We start from the raw sequence: 20306 nt of genomic DNA on the forward strand, positions 1-20306 counted from the left end.
ATAAACTGCCAATTTTTAGACTGTAAACAACCGAATTTATGTGTTGGGTCCGGATTTTCCGGTTGCAGTCATAAAAATTGGCACTTGCTCAGACCTTCCCTAGAAAAAATTCCGGGATGCTTTCAGAAAAAAACATGCCGGGCAAGCAGCACCCGGGGCCGGTTCCCTGCTTTGTCAAAACAAAGCTAGTCCGCGGCCGTACGCATGCCGGCCGCGCACTTTCTGAGGAGCTTCTCGAGCGCGTCGGCTTCCTCATCCGTGAGGCCGGCGCAGATGTCGTCGGTAAGCTTCTCGGAAATCTCCATCATCATGGGCTTGAGCGCCCTGCCCTTTGGCGTGAGGCAGATGACGCTCGCGCGGGCATCGTCGGGACAAACCTGCTTCACAATGTAGCCCTGCTTCTCGAGGCGGTCCGCCATGACGCTCGTCGTCGACTTCGTGCGGCGGATTTTCTGCGCAATCGCCGTGAGGCTCTGACCTTCCTCGGCAAAGAGCACCATGAAGATGTCGCCGCAGCTCGTCGTCAGCTCATCGAGCCCTTCGGCCTTCATGCGCTGAAGGAGATTCCTGCGTCCTTCTTCATGAATGCGGGCGGCAAGGGAAAGAATGGCTCTCTGATGCATTTCTAAAAATATCCTTCGAAGGAACACTGCGGCGCGGAGTGCTTCCCGCCCAATCACGAAATCAATCTTCCTTTATAGCAAAAAGAATTCCGAATTCGTGTGAGACTTTTCCCGGGCTTGAGGCTTTGCGGCCTCGGCGGGCAGGGAAACGAAAGGAAATCGTCTGCGCCCGCCGGGAAGATCCGCGCTCAGCTTTAAAGCGGATTAATAGTTTTCCGCACGGACCTGCTGATAGGACTGCGGATGCGCGCAGACCGGGCAGACTTCAGGCGCCTTTTTGCCCATCACGAGGTGGCCGCAGACGCGGCACTGCCACATCACTTCCTCGCTCTTCTCGAAGACCTGCTGCATCTCGATGTTTTTGAGGAGCTTGAGGAACCGCGCCTCGTGGGCCTTTTCAATCGCGCCAACGGCACGGAACTGGTAGGCGAGCGCGGGGAAGCCGTCGGCCTCGGCCTGCTTCGCAAAGGTCTCGTACATGTCGCTCCACTCGTAGTTCTCGCCCTCGGCCGCTGCCTTGAGGTTTTCCGTCGTCGTGCCGACGCCGTCGTTCAGATGCTTGAACCAGAGCTTCGCATGCTGCTTCTCGTTTTCCGCCGTTTCCTCAAAGATCTCGGCGATCTGCTGGAAGCCTTCCTTGCGGGCGACGGCCGCAAAGTACGTGTACTTGTTGCGGGCCATGGACTCGCCGGCGAAGGCGGCTTCGAGGTTCTTTTCGGTCTGGGTGCCGGAGAATTTCGTCTTGGTCATTCGGGGTCTCGTAGATGAATGATTGAGAACCGCCGACCGTCTGGAGACGGAGAGCGGTTTTTCCTGGGATCTGCGGTCGAAGCGGACTTGAAGTCTCTTTTTTCGGACCGCAGCCGAATGATAGATGCAAACTGGCGTCCGATCACAGGACGGAAACGGCAGTTTATTGCCGGACCGAAGCCATGAATGGACGATATTGAGCATCTCCCCGATGAACTAGGCCTGCGGGCACTGGCCGGCCGCTTATTCCTCCTTCGCCCCGTCCTCTTCGTCGTGCTGGTGGTTGAACTTCTTCCGGTACTCCGTGGGCGAGCAGCCGACGTGCCTGAGGAAAAGCTTCGAGAAGTGGTAGGTGTTCTCGTAGCCTACCTTCCAGGCGATCTGATTCAGGCTTTCCGAGGTCGTCGTGAGCGCGAACTTCGCTTCCGTAATGCGCCGCTGAATCACGTAGTTGATGGGCGAGATCCCGTATTCCTTCGCAAACTCATGCGCGATGTAGCTTACGCTCGCGCGGAACTTCTTCGAAAGCGACTCAAGCGTGATCTTTTCCTTGTAGTTCTCGTTGAGATACACGAGCACTTCGCGGATCAAGAGGTTCCTTAATTTCTTGTCTTTCGAGAATTGATTGGCGAGCCGGAAGTTCTCGTAAAAGAGGACGGTAAGCACCGTCGCAAAGGCATTGGCCACTTCCGGAACAAGGACGCTTTCGGCAGAGAGAAGCGCATCCATTTCGCGGAAGATGGCGCCGATCGTGGCGGCGCCCTCCGTCACCTTCGCAACGGGGAGCATGCCCGGAAGCAGCACATGGTCGAGCTCGTCGCGCTCGCGGAATTTGAAGCCGTAGACCGCGCAGGTGTACGTGGTCGCCGGATCCGAATCATCCGAAGCGACCATATGAAAGTTTCCCTTCTCGAGCGCAATGATGTCGCCCGCATGCGCCGTGTACTTGTTGGCATTGACCATGAGCTGCACGGTGCCCTTCTCGACCCACACGAGCTCGGTTTCGTTGTCGTGCATGTGGTAGCCCGACGCCCAGTGCGGGTCGTCGCTCAGCACGTAGCGGGATATTTTCGGAAGCTTGTCTCCCTCGAAGTGCAGGTGTTCTGATGGTTCGAAGTACTTTTGAAACATATCGATATCCTGTCTGAAAGAGAGAGTGTGAAGCTCCGAAGATTGAGCGTCAGGCGGCCTCGCTTTCAATGAGCGCTTCCGCCCGGCGGCTTCGCCAGGCAATGAAGCAGGCAAGCACGACGCCGACTGCGGCTATGACGACATCAAAGCGGAAGATGGAGAGAATGGAATCGTTTCTCGCAATCCAGGCCGTGATCAGCGGAATCGTGAAGTTGGAAATGCTGCCCGCACTATAGTAGATGCCCGTGGCTTTCCCCTTGGCAGACGGAAACTGAGCGGCCAGAAGCGTGAGGCCGAGCTGCAGGACGCCGCCCGCCGCAAAGAATCCGAAGACGAAGGCGAAAATCGTGACAAAGAGTGAAGTGGGCCAGAGCGTCACGACAAGAAACGAGAGGAAGCTCATGAACGTGCAGATGAGGAGCATCTCGCGGGGCTTCAGGAACGTCTTGAGGGCGAGCGACGAGAGAAAGACGCCGCAGATCGAGCCCGTCGTATAGATGGAAAGAAGCTGGAGCGACGATTCGAAATTCATGCCGGCAACCTGTTCGCCGTACTGCGCGAGCCACTGGCTCACGAGGTAGAAGGTCGCCATGGCGACGTAGCCGAAAAGCGTATAGCTCACGAAATCGGGGATCGCAATGCTTTCGGACCCATCCTTCGCGTCGTCATTCTTCCCGCCCGCGGCATGGGCCCTCTTCCGGAGCCCCGCCGGCTGCGAGGGGCGCCATGCGGAAGAGAATGATGAAGTTGACGGCGAGCACTGCCGCCGCAGCGATGAAGGACCAGCCGTACCAGAGGTTCAAAGCAGCAAGAACGCTCACGACGAGCGGCAGCACGAACTGGCCGGAGGCCACGAAGGCCTTGATGAGAATGACCGCAAGCCCGGGCGAGTCGGGAAAGAGCTCCATGAGCTTCGGGTAGGTGCCGGCGTCGAGAAGGCTGTTGGCGCAGCCCGCGAGGAAGCCGAAAACGTAGGCAATCGTGAGGTCGCGCGTGAAGAGATGCCCGATGAAGAAGGCCATGTAGACGGCGATGCCCCCGAGCACGAAGGGCTTTCTGCCCCAGCGGTCAGAGAGCGTTCCCGCGATGTAGAGAAGCGCGAAGCGGCCGAGGCCGAGAGATGAAATGACCACCGAAACGCCCGCCGCATCGGTACTCCACTGCACCTCGAGCGAATGCATGTTGAGGCTGATGATCAGCACGCCGATGCCGTGCACCATGTAGTTGAGGTACAGGCAAAAAGCGGTGAAGTACCGGCTGACTGGCATTCCTTACTCCCTAATTCATCCTTGGAGATTTCCTGGGGGGCCTCTCTTTCCATCGGATGCAGGAAGCGCTCGCGTCTTCAGAATTCCGGTCGAACGAAGCAGAATAGTTATGAAGGAGAAATACGCATGCTCTAAGTCAGACGCATCTCGTCCCAGCCAGATAATTCTCGGGAATTAAGCCCTTTCCCAACACCTCCGACCTTGCAAATCCGAAAAATTATTCTGCACAAAAATACCTACTTCGGAATGCATGAAAAATGTTGCCGGCTCGCCATTAATGAGTGATAAAAATTAGGGAAAATGAATTAGTTAAAAAGAACGACCTGAAGCCTCTCCGGGCGTTTCCCGGAAATGGTGCGCGATTATCGTGCAGGGACCCGGGACAATTCGGCTTTACGCCCCAAGCAGTCTGCACAACCCATGCATGGGCTTTGCATCCGGCGCCTTTTTTTGCTCCCGGGCGAATCGGAACCATAGAAAAAAACAGGCACCCGATGCGCCTCAAAGGAGTGAAAAGACGCAGCGGGTGCCTCAGACGATCCCGGAAGCATTCCGGTTTCAGGAGAGAAAAGAATCGGTACTTATTTGCTCGGAGCGGCGCTCCCGCTCAGTCGGAAGCCATGCCTTTACTGAGGCGCGCAATGATGTCGCGCTTTAATTCAAACTTGCGCACCTTGCCCGAGGCGGTGCGCGGGAGTTCCGGGACGACGACGAGATATTCCGGGAACTTGTATTTGGCGACGCGGCGGGCGTCGAAGAAGGCGACGATGTCCCGGAGCGCGAGCTTCAGGGCGCCGGGCTTTTCCACCACATAGGCGCAGGTGCGCTCGCCCAAACGGTCGTCGGGCATCGCCACCACTGCCGCCGCTTTGATCGACGGATGCTCCATCAGGATGTCCTCGACCTCGCGGCTCGAGATGTTCTCGCCGCCCCGCACGATGATGTCCTTCCGGCGGCCGGTGATCTTGATGTAGCTTCCGGTATCGTCCGTGCGGCAGAGGTCGCCCGAGTAGTACCAGCCGTCGGCGTCGAGCGCCCGGGCGGTGATTTCGGGCTCGCCCAGGTACCCCACGAACACATTGGGGCCGCGCGAAGCCTCCTCGCCCTCTGCTCCCGCCGGCACCTCATGGTGCTCGGCGTCGACCACGCGGATTTCAACCCCCGGCACGGCGCAGCCGTCGGTAAGTTCCGTGTGCGCGCGCGTGTCGTCGGGCTTCACGACCGAATGGGGAGAACTTTCGGTGGAGCCGTAAACCGAGAAGAGCCGGATGCCTAATGTCCTGCATTCGCTGAAGATTTTGGGCGGGATCGTCGTTCCGCCGCAGAGGAAGAAGCGAAGCGACGAAAGATCGCGCGGCTCCTTCCTGATTTCGGCAAGGATGTCGTAGACGAAGGGCGTGGCGCCGAGAACGCAGGTAATCCGCTCGCCCTCGATGAGGTCGAGGCATGCGTCCGCCTTGAAGATGTCGAGGAGCACGGATTCGCCGCCGAGAATGAAGGGCAGCGTCACGCCGTGAAGAAACCCCGTGGCGTGCCCCAGCGGCGCGGGCATGAGGAAGCTGTCGAGCCAGGAAAGCCCGAGCCTCGCGGCATAGGCGCGCTCGCTCGCGAGAATGTTGTTGTGGGTGAGCATGACGCCCTTCGGGAGTCCCTCGGTCCCGGAGGTAAAGAGCACGGCGGCGAGATCGTCGCCCGAGGTCTTCGCCTCCTCGTCGAGCGGTTCGCTCTTTTCGAGGATTTCCGAGAGGACTGCAACCTTTTCGTCGCCCCCGAGCCCCTCAGGGAGGCCTTCGAGCTTGTCGACCGCGACCACGGCCGCGAGCTGCGGGAGCGTCTTCGCGAGCCGCGCCATCATTTCAACGGGCTTCACTTTCTTGAAGGCGGTGGGCGTGAAGACCGCGCGGATCTCGCACTTTTCAAGCGCCCAGGAGAGCTCCGCCTCGCGCCACGAGGGAAGAATCGGCACCGTCACGGCGCCGAGCTTGAGGCAGGCAATGTAGGCCGCCGTGAATTCGCACCAGCCCGGAAGATCAATCGCCACGCCGTCGCCCCGGCCGATCCCCTTTGCCTTAAGCCAAGCGGCAAGGCGGGACGCCTGGTCGTCAAACTCCCGGTAGGTGAATGCCGCGCCGTGGTTGTCGCGGACCGCGCGGCGGTCCGGGCAAGCCAGAACCGCGTGCCGCCACCAGTCGGCAAGCGAGGCGTCGCCCCAGAATCCTTCCTTGCGGTAAAGCTCGCGCCTTTCCGGGCTGATGTGATACTGAGCATGCATGACCGGACTCTCTTCTTGATGCGTATGAGGGTTGAGAATGAAATATCGGGAGGGGAAAAAGAGGAGAGACCTCCTCAAAAGCGCTGCCGCAGGCAGGGTTTTCGAAGGACTGTCTCTCCTTGATCAGGGCAGGGAATGAATCGTCGCTGCTTTCGGCATCAGCCGAAGCGGAACTCAACCCCGAAGGTGCCCTGCGGGAATTCCCACTTCTTCAGAATGGTTTCGCCGCAAAGCACGCGGCAGGTGCCGCATTCGAGACAGCCCGCGCAGTCGAACTGCAGGTTCCCTTCGGCGTCCTCCTTGTAGAGGTTCGCCGGGCAGGCCTTGACGAGCTTTCTGAATTCGCGCCGATCCTCTTCGGTGACGATGTCCTTCAACACAATGTGCGCGTTCCCTTCGTCGACGAAGAATTTGTCCGTCGAGAGCTTCGCGTCGACATTGACCGGAGCCGTTTCTTTCTCTTGCGTCATAGCGCTTTCCCCCAGCCGTAGCCGTCCTTGATGAGATTCCAGGCGCCCGCCTGCTTGACGTGCTTCCAGAGCATGGAGCGCACGGGCGGCACGGGGCTCCCGTCGATGCGGAAGAGGTCGCGCATGATGCCGGCGACGAGTTCCGGATAAACCGTAAAGAGCCGCGGATTTTCAATGAGATGCGGCACGTCCTGGTACTGCTTCATGTCGCGGATGACGAAGCTCTTTTCGAGTTCCGTCTGGTAGGAGGCGAGGCCCGCAGCGGAGAAGTCGCCCTTTTCCTTGGCGGCGATGACCGCCCGGCCCGCGAGTTCGCCCGACGTCACGGCAAGGTCCATGCCGCGAACGATGAAGCCTAAGTTGATGCAGAGGCCCGCAGCGTCGCCCGTGATCATCACGCCGTCGCCGGCGAGCTTCTTCGGGACCATCGCGTAGCCGCCTTCGGGAACCATGTGCCCGGAGTATTCGACGATCTTTCCGCCCTCAATGAGAGGCTTCACGGAAGGATGGTTCTTGAGGTCCTCGAGCATCTGCGGAACGGTCTTTCCGGCCTTTTCGATTTCGCCGAGACCGCAGACGATGCCGAGGGACACCGTGTCCTCGTTCGTGTAGATGATGCCGCCGCCCATGAGGCCGTCGGAGCAGGAGCCCGCGAAGAGCCAGGCGACGCCTTCGTCGCCCGTGAGGCCGAAGCGGTCCTCAATCACCTTCTTCGGAAGCTCGATCACTTCCTTCGCGCTCACCGCGTACTGATGCGGCGTGTATTCGGGGAGCATGCCGATCGACTTCGCGAGGAGCGAATTGACGCCGTCGGCGAGAATCACGACGTTCGCCTCAAGCTCGTCCTCGCCCGCCTGCACGCCCGTGATGCGGCCCGATTCATCCTGAAGGAGGCGGTCGACGCGGATGCCGGGAATGAACTGGGCGCCCGCTTCCTCGGCCTTCGACGCAAGCCACTGGTCGAACTTGCCGCGGAGCACCGTATAGGACTCGGCTTCAGGGGTTTTGGGAGCTGCAGAGTGATAGTCGAGCGTAACCGTATCTTCCTCCGTCATGAAGGAGATTTTCTCGCGGGTCACGCGGCGCTCGACCGGGGCTTCCTTGGCAAAGCCCGGGATCACGCGCTCGAGGCTGTGCGCATAGAGGCGCCCGCCCGTCATGTTCTTGCTGCCGGGGTAGTTGCCGCGCTCAATGACGAGAACATCGAGCCCGGCTTTGGCCATGACGTAGGCGGCGGTGGAGCCGGCGATGCCGGCGCCGACCACGATGGCGTCAAATTTTTCTTCGGACATGGTTCTTCTGGAGGGGACCCGGGGTACTGCGGCGGGCTGAGCCGAAAGGAGCAATGTGCCCGAGCCCGCCGCACGTTTGGGCCCTACTCGAGGGAAAGGAGGAGTAAAGGGGAAAAGCGGCTGCGTCCGGCCGGATCCGAGGAGAAAGCCCCGGCCGGACGCTCTACTTCAGTGAGACGCCTCAGGAGAGCGCCTTGGTGAGTTCGGGGAGAACCTTGTAGATGTCGCCCACGATGCCGTAGTCGCAGTAGTTGAAGATCGGCGCGTTCTTGTCCTTGTTGACCGCAATGATCGTGCCGCAGTCGTTGACGCCGACCATGTGCTGAATCTGACCGGAGATGCCGAGCGCAACGTAGACGTCGCCCTTGAGGAGCACGCCCGAAACGCCGATGTAGCGTTCGCGCTCCATCCAGTGTTCGCCTTCGGCGATCGGACGCGAGCACCCGACTTCGGCGCCGATCGCCTTCGCGAGCGCGTCGGCAAGCGCGAGATCCGCTTCCTTGGCGATGCCGCGGCCGACGCCGACACGCGCTTCGCCTTCGTGAGGTCGACGGCGCTCTGGGCCTTGGCGCGGCGTTCCTTCACCACGAGGGCGTTGGCGGGCGCGACGTAGGCAACCTTCGTGACGGCGAGGTCGGCGGAGGATTCGGCAGCTTCAGGCGCAAAGACGCCGCCCGAAACCGTGACCACCGCATTGGCGGAGAGAACCTTTTCGGTGCCGACCGCGAGGCCGCCGTAGGTGCAGAACGTAACGCGCAGGCCGTCGGCGGCAGGATTCAGGGAAAGCGCGTCGTTGACGAGGGCGGCGCCGAGCTTCTGAGAAAGCGCGGCGGCAAAGGCCTTGGAGCGCTTCGTCACGTCGAGAAGAACGAGATTGCCTTCGCCCGCAATGACGGCGGCGAGGCTCGCGGCGTAGTTTTCAACGCAGCTCTCGGCGGCGACGTCGAGGTTGTAGACCGCATCCGGGCCGGAGGCGCGCAACGCCTGGACGCCCGCTTCGGAAACGACGACGGCATTCACCTTCGCGCCCGTCTTCTTCGCGCCGGTAATGAGATCGGCATAACGGTCAGCCGCATCAGCGAAGACCCAAACAGTATTGATCTGCTTCATGATGTTTTTCTCCTGCGATGCGCTGGATTAGTTGAAAAGGCCCTTGATCTTCTGAGCGAACTCGGCGACGACTTCAGGCGAATCGCCTTCGACGACGTCGTGAGCGCGCTGCTTCGTCGGCGGAACGACGACCGATTCGAGCTCTGCGACCGGAGCCGGAGCGCTCCAGGAGACATCGGCCGCGCCGAGCGCCTTCGTGGGCTTCCTGCCGGCGCCGAGAATGGCCTTCATGGTCGGGATGCGCGGCGTATTGATGTCGCTCGTCACGCAGACGGCTGCGGGGAGCGGGAGCTCGATCACCTCGACTTCGTTTTCAAGCGAACGTTCAACGAGAACCTTGTCGCCCGCCTTTTCAATCTTGCTCACGGCATTGACGCAGGGGATGCCGAGAAGGCCCGCGGTGAGAAGACCCACCTGCTGGGCGTAAAGGTCGCCCGAGCCTTCGCCGAAGACGAGGAGATCAAAGCCGGTCGTCTTCACGGCAGCGGCGATCGCGGAGGCCGTGACGTCGGGGAGCGCCCCTTCAAAGGCCGCGTCCTTCACGAGAACGAGTTCGGAGGGACCGCGGGAAAGGACGTCCTTTCTGAGCTTCGTATTCTCAAGATACTTGCCGCCCACGGAGAGGGCGGTGACCGTGTCGCCGTCGGCGGCGAGGACAACGCCGGCTTCGATGCCGTTCAGGTCGAACTGACTGATCTTCGCTTCGGCGCGATCAAAATTCAGCTTGCTGTCGGGCGTCACGACGATGTCTTGCTCTTCCGGCACAACCTTGAAGCAAGTAACGATATGCATAATGACTCCTTCGTTATTTGATGTGTGCATGAGGGCCGGCTGGGTATATATCTGAAAATATGTCAGAGACCTTTTCAGCGGTCATGCGGAATATCAGGAATAAAGATCTGGAATGAGCGCTTTTATTCGTTCTTTCGAATTAAGTCCCTCAAGCTGTGCACATATTGCCGGCTTAATTAAAAAGCCGCGAGATGGTTACTTGCTTTTCATTTAAATAATTATGCAGAGCCCGGCGGGGTCCATATATAACCCTGGGCCGATAAATCTTTCCTCAGCCCTTATTCCGCATGGGATTAAGGCGCTTTTTCGAGGGGCATGCTGAAGGTCTCCTTTGTCTGCCAGATCGTTCAGAAGACTTTCGCCGCTATTCGGCGCCTCAAAAAGCCCGGCGAATCGCCCCGGGAGATCAGATGAATCGATGATTATTCATAAAATTCATGTCATTGCCATCCATGCGGAGGACTCCTCACCCTCCCCGGCGACGCCATTCCGAGGCGTCCGCATCCCCTGCATTTCCGGTTCCGGGAAGCGCCCGCAGCAAGATTGATCACCCTGCCTGCAGGATTATTGAAGGCCCGCGGGAGCCTTTCGGGATGCGTACGGCAAGGAGATTTCAGAACACAATTCAATGTTTTATAAGAAATAATTGATCTGCTCCGCGAGGAAGCCCACTGAGATTTCCGCTTCCCGGCCCATGTGCGGCGCTCTTTTGGAAAGCTTTCTCTGCTTTTCCGGATGCCGCTATCGACCCCGGAACGCTTTTTTCCCCGCTCCCCGGACAATGAGATGCAGCTTTGTTGAAAACACCCTTTTCGAGGGCAGGGAGGCTCGCCCGGATTCTCCGGCGGCGGCTCCCCTTATATATAGGGCGGCGCCCGGACCGCATCTTCTTGAGCGGCCCTTCAGGCGCCGTCATCAACGATCATTCTCTATTTTTCAATGAATTAGGCCAATGTGAGCGATCGCTCGCCTCTGCGCGGAAAGCGCACCGGCCGGCGTCCGCGCCCCTGGTTCAGCACCCTCATTTCCGCCCTTCCGGAAGCCCCTCAAAAAGGCCTTCCGACCCAGCTTCCGGGGTCGGGGAAAGCGAAAAATTCTGCAGCCCATGCAGGATTGTCCCGGCGGAGAAGCAAAAAACCACTGTTCAGTCATCCGGGCTTTTTGAGTTTCCCGAAAGCATTTTCCCCAATCATCAGAGAGATATCGCTTTTAGGCACCAAACGAAAAGCGTCGGGTCCCTGCATCATTCTTGAGAATTAAAACACCAAATTGCATTCGTTTTCATTCGCCCGCTTTCGATAATGACTCTCGTCCAATGGAACTAAATCGATAGTTGCAGACAGCAAAATAAATCAGTCAAGTTCCTGCCGGAGAAAGTTTCTAATTCAGAAATATTTTTATTTCTCCTGACAGCTGCTTCACGATTAAAAGCAAATATTAAAAAAGATTTTTTAATGCCTGCAGCTTTCTCAACCGGAGAAAACCCATGAGTCAATCACCAGCCGGGCCGTCGAAAGGCACGTCCTTCATGCTCGCAGCGATAGGCATTTACCTGAGCTACTTCCTGCACGGCGCGAGCGTCATCGCGCTTGCGCAGAACATGACTTCTCTTGCCGAGAAGTTCGCCACCGACAGCGCAGGCATCGCCTACCTGATTTCGGGCATCGGCCTCGGCCGCCTCGTCACGATCCTCTTCTTCGGCGCGCTCTCGGACAAGTTCGGCCGCCGCGCGATGATTCTCCTCGGAATCATCCTCTACATGATCTTCTTCTTCGGGATCCCCTACAGCCCCAACCTGATGGTCGCCTTCTGCCTCGCCTTTGCGGTGGGCGCAGCCAACTCCGCGATCGACACGGGCGGCTATCCGGCCCTGATTGAATGCTTCCCGAAGGCCTCGAGCTCGGCCGTGATTCTGCTCAAAGCCATGGTTTCCTTCGGCCAGATGCTCTATCCGATGGCGGTGAGCTTCCTCATGGTCTCGAGCCTCTGGTACGGCTACGCCTTCATTGTGCCCGGCATCATCTTCGTCCTCATCACGCTTCTCGTCCTCAAGTGCCGCTTCCCGAGCCAGGCCGTCGACGCCGCGGTCCTCAAGGATCTGCCGCAGATGCGCCAGCAGCCCTCCTACTGGGGCGAAGGCCTCATGGCCGTGATCTTCGGCGTCGCCGCATTCTCGACCTTCTACGTGATTGCCGTCTGGATGCCGCGCTACGCCATGGCCTTCGGCGGGATGTCGGAATCGGAATCCCTCACGACGATCTCCTACTACAGCATCGGTTCGCTCGTCTGCGTCTTCGCTTTCGCCTACCTCCTGAAGTCGAAGGTCCGTCCGGTCTGGGCAATGGTTCTCAACAGCCTCATCGCCTGCATCGCCTCGCTCGTTCTCTTCCTCTACCCGACGCCGCTCATCTGCAAGGCGGGCGCCTTCCTGATCGGCTTCTCCGCCGCGGGCGGCATCCTGCAGCTCGGCGTTGCGGTGATGGCTGAGTTCTTCCCGAAGAGCAAGGCGAAGGTGACCTCGGTCTACATGATGATGGGAGGCCTCGCAAACTTCGTGATCCCGCTCGCCACCGGCTACCTCTCGCAGATCAGCATCAAGTACATCATCCTCCTCGATTTTGGCCTGGCTGTTCTCACGCTCCTCACGTCGCTCTACCTCTTCCGCCGCTACTACGCGATCTTCTCGATCCCGGCGAAGGACGTCCGCTTCGGCGAAGCGCGCTTCATCAAATAAACCGTTTTCCTTAATCAACCCAACAGGCTTTTGCGGAAAGAGAGGGGAACCTTCCCCGCTCTTCCCCGGGAGCCAGAAATCCCCGGGCGCTCCGCCTCCTCGACCCGATTCCAGGGGCCGGACACCCGATCTCCAAATCTTCCGCATTTCCTAGATATTTGAAGGAGTCAAAAATGGAAGTCACCGCTAAGTACGAGCTCATCGGCCTCATGGCTTACCCGATCCGTCACAGCCTCTCGCCGACGATGCAGAACCGCGCTCTCGACAAGCTCGGCCTTCCCTACTGCTACATGGCCTTCGAGGTCGACAACGCCTCCTTCCCGGATGCCATCAAGGGCCTTCGCGCTCTGAAGATGCGCGGCTCGGGCGTCTCGATGCCGAACAAGCAGCTCGCCATCCAGTTCATGGACGAACTCGCCCCGGCCGCCAAGCTCGCCGGCGCCATCAACACGATCGTGAACGACAACGGCTACCTGAAGGGCTACAACACCGACGGCACGGGCCACATCCGCGCCATTAAGGAAACCGGCTTCGACGTCAAGGGCAAGACCATGGTCCTCGTCGGTGCGGGCGGCGCCGCCACCGCCATCGGCGCCCAGGCTGCCGTTGAAGGCTTCAAGGAAATCAAGCTCTTCAACCGCAAGGACGAATTCTGGGAAGGCGCCCACGCCTTTACGAAGCGCGTGAACGACAACTCCGACTGCCGCGTCACGGTCTGCGACCTCGACGATGAGAAGCTCTTCGGCGACGCCATCGCCGGCGCCGACGTTCTCACGAACGCCACCAAGGTCGGCATGAAGCCGCTCCACGAGCTCTCCGTCATCAAGGACGTCTCGATGCTCCGCCCGGACCTCCTCGTTTCCGAATGCGTCTACAACCCGCACATCACGAAGCTCCTCGAGCAGGCTCAGGCTGCGGGCTGCAAGACCGTCGACGGCTACGGCATGCTCCTCTGGCAGGGCTATGAACAGTTCAAGCTCTGGACCGGCGAAGACTTCCCGATCGAATACATCCGCGAATCGATGGGCTTCAAGTAATCCGCCGACTCTCCTGCCGGGCGGCAACTTCTCCAGCTCCGCCCGGCGGGGAGCGCGGTTTCCCGCCAAGCATCGTATTCTTAGTTTCTCCTCTCTCCGGATTCAGAAATGCAGACTGTTCAGATTAAAAACGTTACCCTGGGCGAAGGCGCCCCGAAGATCATCGTCTCCCTGATGGCGAAGGACATTGCCGCCGTCAAGAGCGAAGCCCTCGCCTACCGCTCCGCCGACTTCGACATCCTCGAATGGCGCGGCGACCACTTCACGGCCATCGCCGACACGGCCGCGGCGCTTGACGCCCTGCGCGAACTCCGCGCGGTCTTCCCCGACAAGCCCATCCTCTTCACGTTCCGCAGCAAGAAGGAAGGCGGCGAACAGGAAATCGCTCCCGAAGCCTACATTGCGCTCAACATCGCCATGGCTGAAAGCGGCCTCGTCGACGCGATCGACCTCGAGCTCTTCACGGGCGACGCCCTCGTCTCCCAGACCATCGCCCGCGCGCATGCGAAGGGCGTGAAGGTCATCATGTCGAACCACGACTTCCACAAGACCCCGGCGAAGGAAGAGATCGTCAAGCGCCTCACGAAGATGCAGGAACTCGGCGCCGACGTGCCCAAGATCGCGCTCATGCCCGAATCCAAGGCCGACGTCCTCACGGTTCTCGCCGCCACCCTCGAAGTTTCCGAGAAGATTGCCGACCGTCCGATCATCACGATGTCGATGTCTAAGACCGGCGTCATCTCCCGCCTCGCCGGCGAAGTCTTCGGTTCCGCCGCCACCTTCGGCGCCGTCCAGAAGGCCTCCGCCCCCGGCCAGATCTCCGTGACCGACCTCCGCACGGTCCTCTCGATCATTCACGCGGCTTAATTTCAGCCCGCCCCGCGCTCCCCGGCGTTCTTGTCGCCGGGACGCGGACCGCGCCCGCAGGAGGGAAGTTCTTCCCCGCGGGCCCGCCTGATCGATTTTTGAAAACCTCCAGCACTCTGCAGCGCCCTCAAAAGCGCCGCAGCCGGGTCCCCTCGCGCCCGAAAAAGGCCGGGACGGATCCGAACACCCAAAATTTTCGAGCAAAGCGTCCGCAGGGTTCTCCCGGTGCGGGCAGCTCAATCCGGAGAATTCCATGCAGATTGCAAAACCCAAGCGCATCAACGGCCGCGTGCCCGTCATGTCCGCCGAAGAGGCCGTGACCTACATTCCTGATGAAGCCACGCTCTGCGTTCTCGGCGCCGGCGGCGGCATTCTTGAAGCGACGAAGCTCATCGAAGCCCTCGCCGAACGCTACAAGACCACGCAGACCCCGAAGAACCTCGGCATCATCAGCCCGACGGGCCTCGGCGACCGCGCCGAGCGCGGCATCAGCCCGATCGCTCAGGAAGGCCTCGTCAAGTGGGCGCTCTGCGGCCACTGGGGACAGTCGCCCCGCATTTCCGAGCTCGCCGAGCAGAACAAGATCTCTGCCTGGAACTATCCGCAGGGCGTCCTCACGCAGATGCTCCGCGCATCGGCCGCCCACCAACCCGGCATCATCTCGGAAATCGGCCTCGGCACCTTCGTCGATCCGCGCAACCAGGGCGGCAAATTGAACGACGTGACGAAGGAAGACCTGATCAAGCTCGTCAACATCGAAGACAAGGAATACCTCTACTACAAGTCGGTTCCGCCCAATGTCGCCTTCATCCGCGCCACGACCTGCGACAGCGAAGGCTATGCGACCTTTGAGGACGAGGTGATGTACCTCGACGCCCTCGTCATCGCCGAAGCCGTTCACAACAACGGCGGCATCGTGATGATGCAGGTTCAGAAGATGGTGAAGAAGGCGATCCTTCATCCGAAGAACGTCCGCATCCCGGGCTACCTCGTCGACATCGTCGTCGTCGACCCGCAGCAGACGCAGCTCTACGGCGGCGCGCCGGTGAACCGCTTCATCTCGGGCGACTTCACGCTCGACGATTCCGAACGCGTCAAGATTCCGCTCAACCAGCGCAAGGTCGTCGCCCGCCGCGCTCTCTATGAAATGAAGAAGCAGGCGATCGGCAACGTCGGCGTCGGCATTGCCGACGGCATCGGCCTCGTCGCCCGCGAGGAAGGCTGCGACGAAGACTTCGTCCTCACCGTTGAGACGGGCCCGATCGGCGGCATCACGACGCAGGGCGTCGCCTTCGGCGCGAACGTCAACACCCGCGCCATTCTCGACATGACCGCGCAGTTCGACTTCTACCACGGCGGCGGCCTCGACGTCTGCTACCTCTCCTTTGCCGAAGTCGACAAGGAAGGCAACGTCAACGTCCACAAGTTCAACGGCAAGATCATGGGCACGGGCGGCTTCATCGACATCAGCGCCACCTCGAAGAAGATCGTCTTCTGCGGCACGCTCACCGCGGGCGGCCTCAGGACCGAAGTCGGCGACGGCAAGCTCACGATCACCCAGGAAGGGCGCGTCACGAAGTTCGTCGACCATCTCCCGGAAATCACGTTCTCGGGCAAGGTCGCCCTCGAACGCGGCCTCGACGTCCGCTACGTCACCGAACGCGCGGTCTTCACGCTCAAGGCTGACGGCCTCCACCTCGTCGAAGTTGCTCCGGGCGTCGACATCGAGCGCGACATCGTCGCGAAGATGGGCTTCAAGCCCGTGATCGACAAGAATCTGAAGCAAATGGACGCCTGCATCTTCACCGATGCCGTCATGGGCTTCAAGCTCCCCGACGCTGAATAACCCCTTTCCAAATTCCCAAACCTTTCCCACTTCAAGGAAAAGAGAAAATGGCTATCGATTTTTCGCTCACCGAAGAGCAGGAGCTGCTCCTTGCCTCCATCCGCGAACTCATCACGACCGAGTTCCCTGAAGAGTACTGGCGCACCCACGACGAAACGAGCACCTACCCGCGCGAATTCATGAAGGCGCTCGCCGAAAACGGCATCTCGATGCTCGGCGTCCCTGAAGAATTCGGCGGCATCCCCGCCGACTACGTGACGCAGATGCTCGCCCTCATGGAAGTCGCCAAGTGCGGCGCCCCGGCGTTCCTCCTCACGAACGGCCAGTGCATCCACTCGATGCTCCGCTTCGGCTCGCCCGAGCAGCTGAAGAAAACCGCTGAAAGCACGGCTGCCACGGGCGACCCCGCCTACTCGCTCGCCCTCACGGAACCGGGCGCCGGCAGCGACAGCAACGCCACCGCCACGACCTTCACGCGCCGCGACGGCAAGATCTACCTCAACGGCCAGAAGACCTTCATCACGGGCGCTGCCGAATATCCGTACATGCTCGTCATCGCCCGCGATCCCGAGCAGCAGGATCCGAAGAAGGCCTTCTCCCTCTTCTGGGTCGACGCGAAGAAGCCCGGCATCAAGGTGAATCCCCTTCACAAGATCGGCTGGCACCTCGTGAGCACCTGCGAGGTGTACCTCGACAACGTCGAGGTTGAGGAATCCGACATGGTGGGCGAGGAAGGCAAAGGCTTCCTCAACGTCATGTACAACTTCGAAATGGAGCGCCTCATCAACGCCGCCCGCTGCACGGGCTTTGCGGAATGCGCCTTCGAGGACGCCGCCCGCTACGCCAACCAGCGCATCGCGTTCGGTCAGCCGATCGGCTTCAACCAGATGATCCAGGAAAAGCTCGCCCTCATGGCCGTCAAGTGCAAGAACATGCGCAACATGGTTCTGCAGACTGCCTGGCAGGCGGACCGCAAGGAGTCGCTGCGCGTGACGTCGTCGCTCGCGAAGCTCTACTGCGCCCGCACGGCGCTTGAAGTGATCGACGATGCGATCCAGATCATGGGCGGCCTCGGCTACACGAACGACGCCCGCGTCTCCCGCCTCTGGCGCGACGTCCGCTGCGAACGCATCGGCGGCGGCACGGACGAAATCATGATCTACATCGCCGGCCGTCAGATCCTGAAGGCCTACCGCGAATAATCCTGATGTTCTGAACCTTCAGAACTGCGCTTTGCGCTCCGGAATCGTCCTGACAACGGTTCCGGAGCGTTTTTCATTTAGGAAGCGGCAGTATTGACAGATTCCGGACTTCAGTTCGACACTGAGCTCTAAAGTAAATTCCTTAATCCGGAATAACTATTTCCATTTCTAAATGCAACTTCAGGGTTTTTACCAGTATTCAGACGGTAAGATGTCTTCATTCGTTCTTTGTCGAACATTTCCCCATTTTTGAAGGTTCATCCGCAATGTCCCGTCTTTTCACGAACTCCGCCCTTTCCACCTCCTTCGGCCTCCTCTTTCTCCGCATCGCGCTTGCAGGGAGCCTCCTCACGCACGGCATCGCCAAAATCGAGAATTTCTCGGCGCTATCCAACTCCTTCCCGGATCCCTTCGGGACGGAGCATCTGACAGCGCTTCTTCTTGCCATCTTCGCCGAAGTCGTCTGCTCGATCTTCGTCCTCATCGGTCTCTGGACGCGCGCCGCGCTCATTCCGCTCATCTGCACCTTCCTCACGATTGCCTTCGTGGTGCTCGCCGGAAAGGACTTCGGCGCTCGCGAAATGCCGCTCCTCTATCTCTTCGGCTTCGCGACGCTCTTCTTCACGGGCGCGGGCAGCTTCTCGCTCTCTGGGCTCACCAGGGCTGCTGCCAGGAAAGCCTGATTTCCTCCCGCGTAATACGCAAGAGAAGCGCCGCAGGTTCTCATTCCTGCGGCGCTTCTCTTCTTTTGGTTTTCAGGAAGCAGCCTCATCCTATGCCGGGTTTGAGGCGGGTTCCTTTCAAGCGACCTCTGAGCGCAATCAGCGGTCGTGGGTCTCGCTCTTCGCCTTCACGGGCTTGTAGCCGTCGGGCTCAATGAGAGCGGTGTCGAAGCCCGCAACGCGCTTCTTCCCGTCCATCGTGTAGAGCCAGATGTCGTAGGTTGCGCCCGGAATCATGTTCTGAGCGATTTCCTTGGCCTTGAAGGTGAGGACCATGTCCTTCCTGCCGTCGCCGTTCATGTCCTTAACCTCGTGCTTCACGGGCTTCGCGAGCGCGCTCACGACGCCCGTGGTGCCGATCGAGGAGCGGCCGACGCCCGCGTGGGTGCGCGAGAGATCGATCTTCGAGGCGTCGAGCTTCGCATCCGAATAGAGCACCACGTCGACCGTCTTCTCGGACTTCGGATTGATCGTGTCGGCAAGCACCGCGACTTCGTGCGGCATGAGCTTTCTCGCCTCTTCCCCGACCGCATACTGGGCCTTGTCGAAGACTTCGGCATTGAAGGCGTGGAGATAGGCGCGAGCCTTTTCTTCGGAGAACCCAAGGAGCGCTGCGGCCTGAGTCTTCGCGGCGGCAGCATCCTTCATCCAGGCCTTCTCAAGGCCGTTCACGAACTTCGTGTTGTCCTTAAAGGCGTCGCGGTTGTAGTCGACGATGTTGGCGAGCTCGACGAAGCGGAAGGACTGCCAGTCGGGGTCGAAGCTGAAGAGTTCCGGCGTGCCCTTGAAGTGCTCGGCCGTTGCCTTATCCCAGCTCATGAAGGCAGCCGCCTTCGCGGGAGCTGCGAGCGGGAAGAAGGGAACATAGGGCGTTTCGCAGGGGCGCGCCATCGTGCGGTAGCCCGTGATGAGAAGCGGGTTCTTATCGAGCACGTAGACGCCCGATTCATGCGTGGTCGGACGGCAGAGGCCGATGCCCTGATGGTGGTACCAGCCCGGATCGTCGCCGATCTGCGGTTCATGCGTGCGAAGGAGATTCTCGACCTCCTCGACGCCCATCTTCTTCGCCTGAGTGGTGCTGTACGGGAACTTTTCCGGATCCGTGATGTCCTGACCGATCAGCTTCTTCCAGGCGAGGTTGTTGCGCGAAAGGCTGTAGCCCGCAGCGCGGCGCTCTGCGGGCGCGACGGCCACGCGGAAGTTGAAGTCGTTGTAGACGCCGGGAACGGCGGGCTTGTAGCGGCCGTTCTTAATCGCGCGCTCAATCATGCCGGGCGCCACGATGACGTTTTCCGTATCGGTGGCGTCGACGTGATTCATCATGAAATTGTTCGGGATGTAGACGACCTCATTGTCCTTCACGCGGCGAGCAACCCAGGTGTTGCCCTGATGAATGGCGATCTGCCAGGCTTCCTTGCTGTCCGCGACCGTGTAGGTGCGGCCTTCGGAGAAGTAGCCGTACTTCCCGAGAAGATCGATCGCAATGTCGATGGCGTGGCGGGCGCTCGTAGCGCGCTCGGCCATCAGGCGGCGGATGCCGTAGCCGATGCCGCCGTCCTTGGTCGGCATGACGTCGTCCTCGTAGATGCCGGTGCAGGCGTTCGTCACGATCACGACGCCGTTCTCATTGACGAAGCCGTCCGAGAAGGAGGCGCCGTTCGGGTCGAAGGTCTGGGACCAGTAAAAGCCGAAGGTGTGCTTCACCTGCGGGATCGAGGCGGCAGCGGGCTCGAACTTGATCATTTCGCCATCCGCATGGTCCTGCGGCGGCACCCAGTACTGCGGATTCAGAATGCGTCCGCCGTTGTCTTCGTTGTGGCCGATGATGATCGTGCCCGTCTTGCTCGCGTCCTTGCCGACGATGACGGTCGAGCAGCCGATCGCATTGAAGGTGAGCGCGCTCAGCGCGATGCCGACGGCTGCGGCGACTGCCTTGAACTTCATGGACATAGTAATTCTCTCCATTTGGTGGTATTTCTGTTTTCAGCTCTTTTGGACGCTTTCAAAGCGCCTCCCGGCTGTGGAGAGGAGTTTAAGACATTTACCCTAGATCTCTATTCGGAAAAGTCCCAACTTCAGTTCATGCTCACGGCGTGATTTTTGTGGTTCATAGGTTTACAGCCGCTTCCTGGAAAATCTAAAGCACAACTTCTTATTGTTTTATATGGAATAAGTGTTAGTAAATGGCCA

17 protein-coding genes and 1 pseudogene are annotated in these 20306 nt (G+C 59.8%); 6 read left to right on the forward strand and 12 right to left on the reverse strand.

What is annotated here, in order from left to right:
• Positions 1 to 185: 185 nt before the first annotated feature.
• The 11 genes and pseudogenes from GBM95_RS03335 to GBM95_RS03375 all read right to left on the reverse strand — a co-directional run bounded on the left by GBM95_RS03335 (position 186) and on the right by GBM95_RS03375 (position 9708).
• Positions 186 to 623, reverse strand: coding sequence for a MarR family winged helix-turn-helix transcriptional regulator (locus GBM95_RS03335; RefSeq protein WP_152157786.1), 438 nt, complete (start codon positions 621 to 623; stop codon positions 186 to 188).
• Positions 624 to 827: 204 nt separating this feature from the next.
• A complete protein-coding gene (gene rbr / locus GBM95_RS03340) occupies positions 828 to 1373 on the reverse strand; it encodes a rubrerythrin (protein WP_152157787.1) in 546 nt (181 codons plus the stop codon).
• A gap of 243 nt (positions 1374 to 1616) precedes the next feature.
• A complete protein-coding gene (locus GBM95_RS03345) occupies positions 1617 to 2504 on the reverse strand; it encodes an AraC family transcriptional regulator (protein WP_152157788.1) in 888 nt (295 codons plus the stop codon).
• A 49-nt stretch (positions 2505 to 2553) separates the two neighbouring features.
• Complete coding sequence (locus GBM95_RS12540; RefSeq protein WP_226963135.1) at positions 2554 to 3126, reverse strand: MFS transporter; 573 nt, start codon at positions 3124 to 3126, stop codon at positions 2554 to 2556.
• Between the two features lie 43 nt (positions 3127 to 3169).
• A complete protein-coding gene (locus tag GBM95_RS12545) occupies positions 3170 to 3772 on the reverse strand; it encodes an MFS transporter (RefSeq protein ID WP_226963136.1) in 603 nt (200 codons plus the stop codon).
• A gap of 607 nt (positions 3773 to 4379) precedes the next feature.
• Positions 4380 to 6044: a medium-chain fatty-acid--CoA ligase gene (gene fadK / locus GBM95_RS03355; protein ID WP_152157789.1), complete on the reverse strand. Its 1665-nt coding sequence runs from the start codon at positions 6042 to 6044 to the stop codon at positions 4380 to 4382.
• A gap of 158 nt (positions 6045 to 6202) precedes the next feature.
• Complete coding sequence (locus GBM95_RS03360; protein WP_152157790.1) at positions 6203 to 6514, reverse strand: 4Fe-4S dicluster domain-containing protein; 312 nt, start codon at positions 6512 to 6514, stop codon at positions 6203 to 6205.
• Complete coding sequence (locus GBM95_RS03365) at positions 6511 to 7806, reverse strand: FAD-dependent oxidoreductase (RefSeq protein ID WP_152157791.1); 1296 nt, start codon at positions 7804 to 7806, stop codon at positions 6511 to 6513. The genes GBM95_RS03360 and GBM95_RS03365 overlap by 4 nt, the downstream gene beginning before the upstream one ends.
• Positions 7807 to 7987: 181 nt before the next feature.
• Positions 7988 to 8452 carry an FAD-binding protein gene (locus tag GBM95_RS13140; RefSeq protein WP_226963138.1) on the reverse strand — a complete coding sequence of 155 codons (465 nt, stop codon included), beginning with the start codon at positions 8450 to 8452 and terminating at the stop codon, positions 7988 to 7990.
• Between the two features lie 26 nt (positions 8453 to 8478).
• A pseudogene (locus GBM95_RS13145) lies at positions 8479 to 8916 on the reverse strand (electron transfer flavoprotein subunit alpha); the annotation flags it as partial.
• Between the two features lie 27 nt (positions 8917 to 8943).
• The gene (locus GBM95_RS03375) at positions 8944 to 9708 is read right to left on the reverse strand and encodes an electron transfer flavoprotein (protein WP_152157792.1); all 765 of its coding nucleotides are present in this window, start codon (positions 9706 to 9708) and stop codon (positions 8944 to 8946) included.
• A 1486-nt stretch (positions 9709 to 11194) separates the two neighbouring features.
• Here GBM95_RS03375 and GBM95_RS03380 point away from each other — a divergent pair.
• The 6 genes from GBM95_RS03380 (at position 11195) to GBM95_RS03405 (ending at position 18077) form a co-directional block, all read left to right on the forward strand.
• Positions 11195 to 12442, forward strand: coding sequence for an MFS transporter (locus GBM95_RS03380; RefSeq protein ID WP_152157793.1), 1248 nt, complete (start codon positions 11195 to 11197; stop codon positions 12440 to 12442).
• Positions 12443 to 12615: 173 nt separating this feature from the next.
• Positions 12616 to 13479 (forward strand): quinate/shikimate dehydrogenase, encoded by an 864-nt coding sequence (ydiB, locus tag GBM95_RS03385; protein WP_152157794.1) that lies wholly within the window; start codon positions 12616 to 12618, stop codon positions 13477 to 13479.
• Between the two features lie 108 nt (positions 13480 to 13587).
• Positions 13588 to 14346, forward strand: coding sequence for a type I 3-dehydroquinate dehydratase (gene aroD / locus GBM95_RS03390; protein WP_152157795.1), 759 nt, complete (start codon positions 13588 to 13590; stop codon positions 14344 to 14346).
• Positions 14347 to 14599: 253 nt separating this feature from the next.
• Entirely contained in the window at positions 14600 to 16192 is a 1593-nt protein-coding gene (locus GBM95_RS03395; RefSeq protein ID WP_152157796.1) for an acyl CoA:acetate/3-ketoacid CoA transferase, read from the forward strand.
• 47 nt (positions 16193 to 16239) lie between these two features.
• On the forward strand, positions 16240 to 17394 hold the full coding sequence (locus GBM95_RS03400) for an acyl-CoA dehydrogenase (RefSeq protein WP_226963137.1): 1155 nt from the start codon (positions 16240 to 16242) through the stop codon (positions 17392 to 17394).
• A 266-nt stretch (positions 17395 to 17660) separates the two neighbouring features.
• Positions 17661 to 18077, forward strand: coding sequence for a DoxX family protein (locus tag GBM95_RS03405; RefSeq protein WP_152157797.1), 417 nt, complete (start codon positions 17661 to 17663; stop codon positions 18075 to 18077).
• 138 nt (positions 18078 to 18215) lie between these two features.
• Here the strand turns inward: GBM95_RS03405 and GBM95_RS03410 are convergent, their stop codons facing one another.
• Positions 18216 to 20081 carry a C69 family dipeptidase gene (locus tag GBM95_RS03410; protein WP_152157798.1) on the reverse strand — a complete coding sequence of 622 codons (1866 nt, stop codon included), beginning with the start codon at positions 20079 to 20081 and terminating at the stop codon, positions 18216 to 18218.
• Between the last annotated feature and the right edge of the window lie 225 nt (positions 20082 to 20306).

The sequence above is a fragment of the Sutterella seckii genome, from assembly GCF_009183815.1.
GTDB classification, from domain to species: Bacteria; Pseudomonadota; Gammaproteobacteria; order Burkholderiales; family Burkholderiaceae_F; genus Sutterella; species Sutterella seckii.

Excerpts from the sequence above, each read along its gene's own strand:
- GBM95_RS03335 (WP_152157786.1), bottom strand. The coding sequence starts at position 623 with ATGCATCAGAGAGCCATTCTTTCCCTTGCCGCCCGCATTCATGAAGAA.
- rbr (WP_152157787.1), bottom strand. The coding sequence starts at position 1,373 with ATGACCAAGACGAAATTCTCCGGCACCCAGACCGAAAAGAACCTCGAA.
- GBM95_RS03345 (WP_152157788.1), bottom strand. The coding sequence starts at position 2,504 with ATGTTTCAAAAGTACTTCGAACCATCAGAACACCTGCACTTCGAGGGA.
- GBM95_RS12545 (WP_226963136.1), bottom strand. The coding sequence starts at position 3,772 with ATGCCAGTCAGCCGGTACTTCACCGCTTTTTGCCTGTACCTCAACTAC.
- fadK (WP_152157789.1), bottom strand. The coding sequence starts at position 6,044 with ATGCATGCTCAGTATCACATCAGCCCGGAAAGGCGCGAGCTTTACCGC.
- GBM95_RS03360 (WP_152157790.1), bottom strand. The coding sequence starts at position 6,514 with ATGACGCAAGAGAAAGAAACGGCTCCGGTCAATGTCGACGCGAAGCTC.
- GBM95_RS03365 (WP_152157791.1), bottom strand. The coding sequence starts at position 7,806 with ATGTCCGAAGAAAAATTTGACGCCATCGTGGTCGGCGCCGGCATCGCC.
- GBM95_RS03375 (WP_152157792.1), bottom strand. The coding sequence starts at position 9,708 with ATGCATATCGTTACTTGCTTCAAGGTTGTGCCGGAAGAGCAAGACATC.
- GBM95_RS03380 (WP_152157793.1), top strand. The coding sequence starts at position 11,195 with ATGAGTCAATCACCAGCCGGGCCGTCGAAAGGCACGTCCTTCATGCTC.
- ydiB (WP_152157794.1), top strand. The coding sequence starts at position 12,616 with ATGGAAGTCACCGCTAAGTACGAGCTCATCGGCCTCATGGCTTACCCG.
- aroD (WP_152157795.1), top strand. The coding sequence starts at position 13,588 with ATGCAGACTGTTCAGATTAAAAACGTTACCCTGGGCGAAGGCGCCCCG.
- GBM95_RS03395 (WP_152157796.1), top strand. The coding sequence starts at position 14,600 with ATGCAGATTGCAAAACCCAAGCGCATCAACGGCCGCGTGCCCGTCATG.
- GBM95_RS03400 (WP_226963137.1), top strand. The coding sequence starts at position 16,240 with ATGGCTATCGATTTTTCGCTCACCGAAGAGCAGGAGCTGCTCCTTGCC.
- GBM95_RS03405 (WP_152157797.1), top strand. The coding sequence starts at position 17,661 with ATGTCCCGTCTTTTCACGAACTCCGCCCTTTCCACCTCCTTCGGCCTC.
- GBM95_RS03410 (WP_152157798.1), bottom strand. The coding sequence starts at position 20,081 with ATGGAGAGAATTACTATGTCCATGAAGTTCAAGGCAGTCGCCGCAGCC.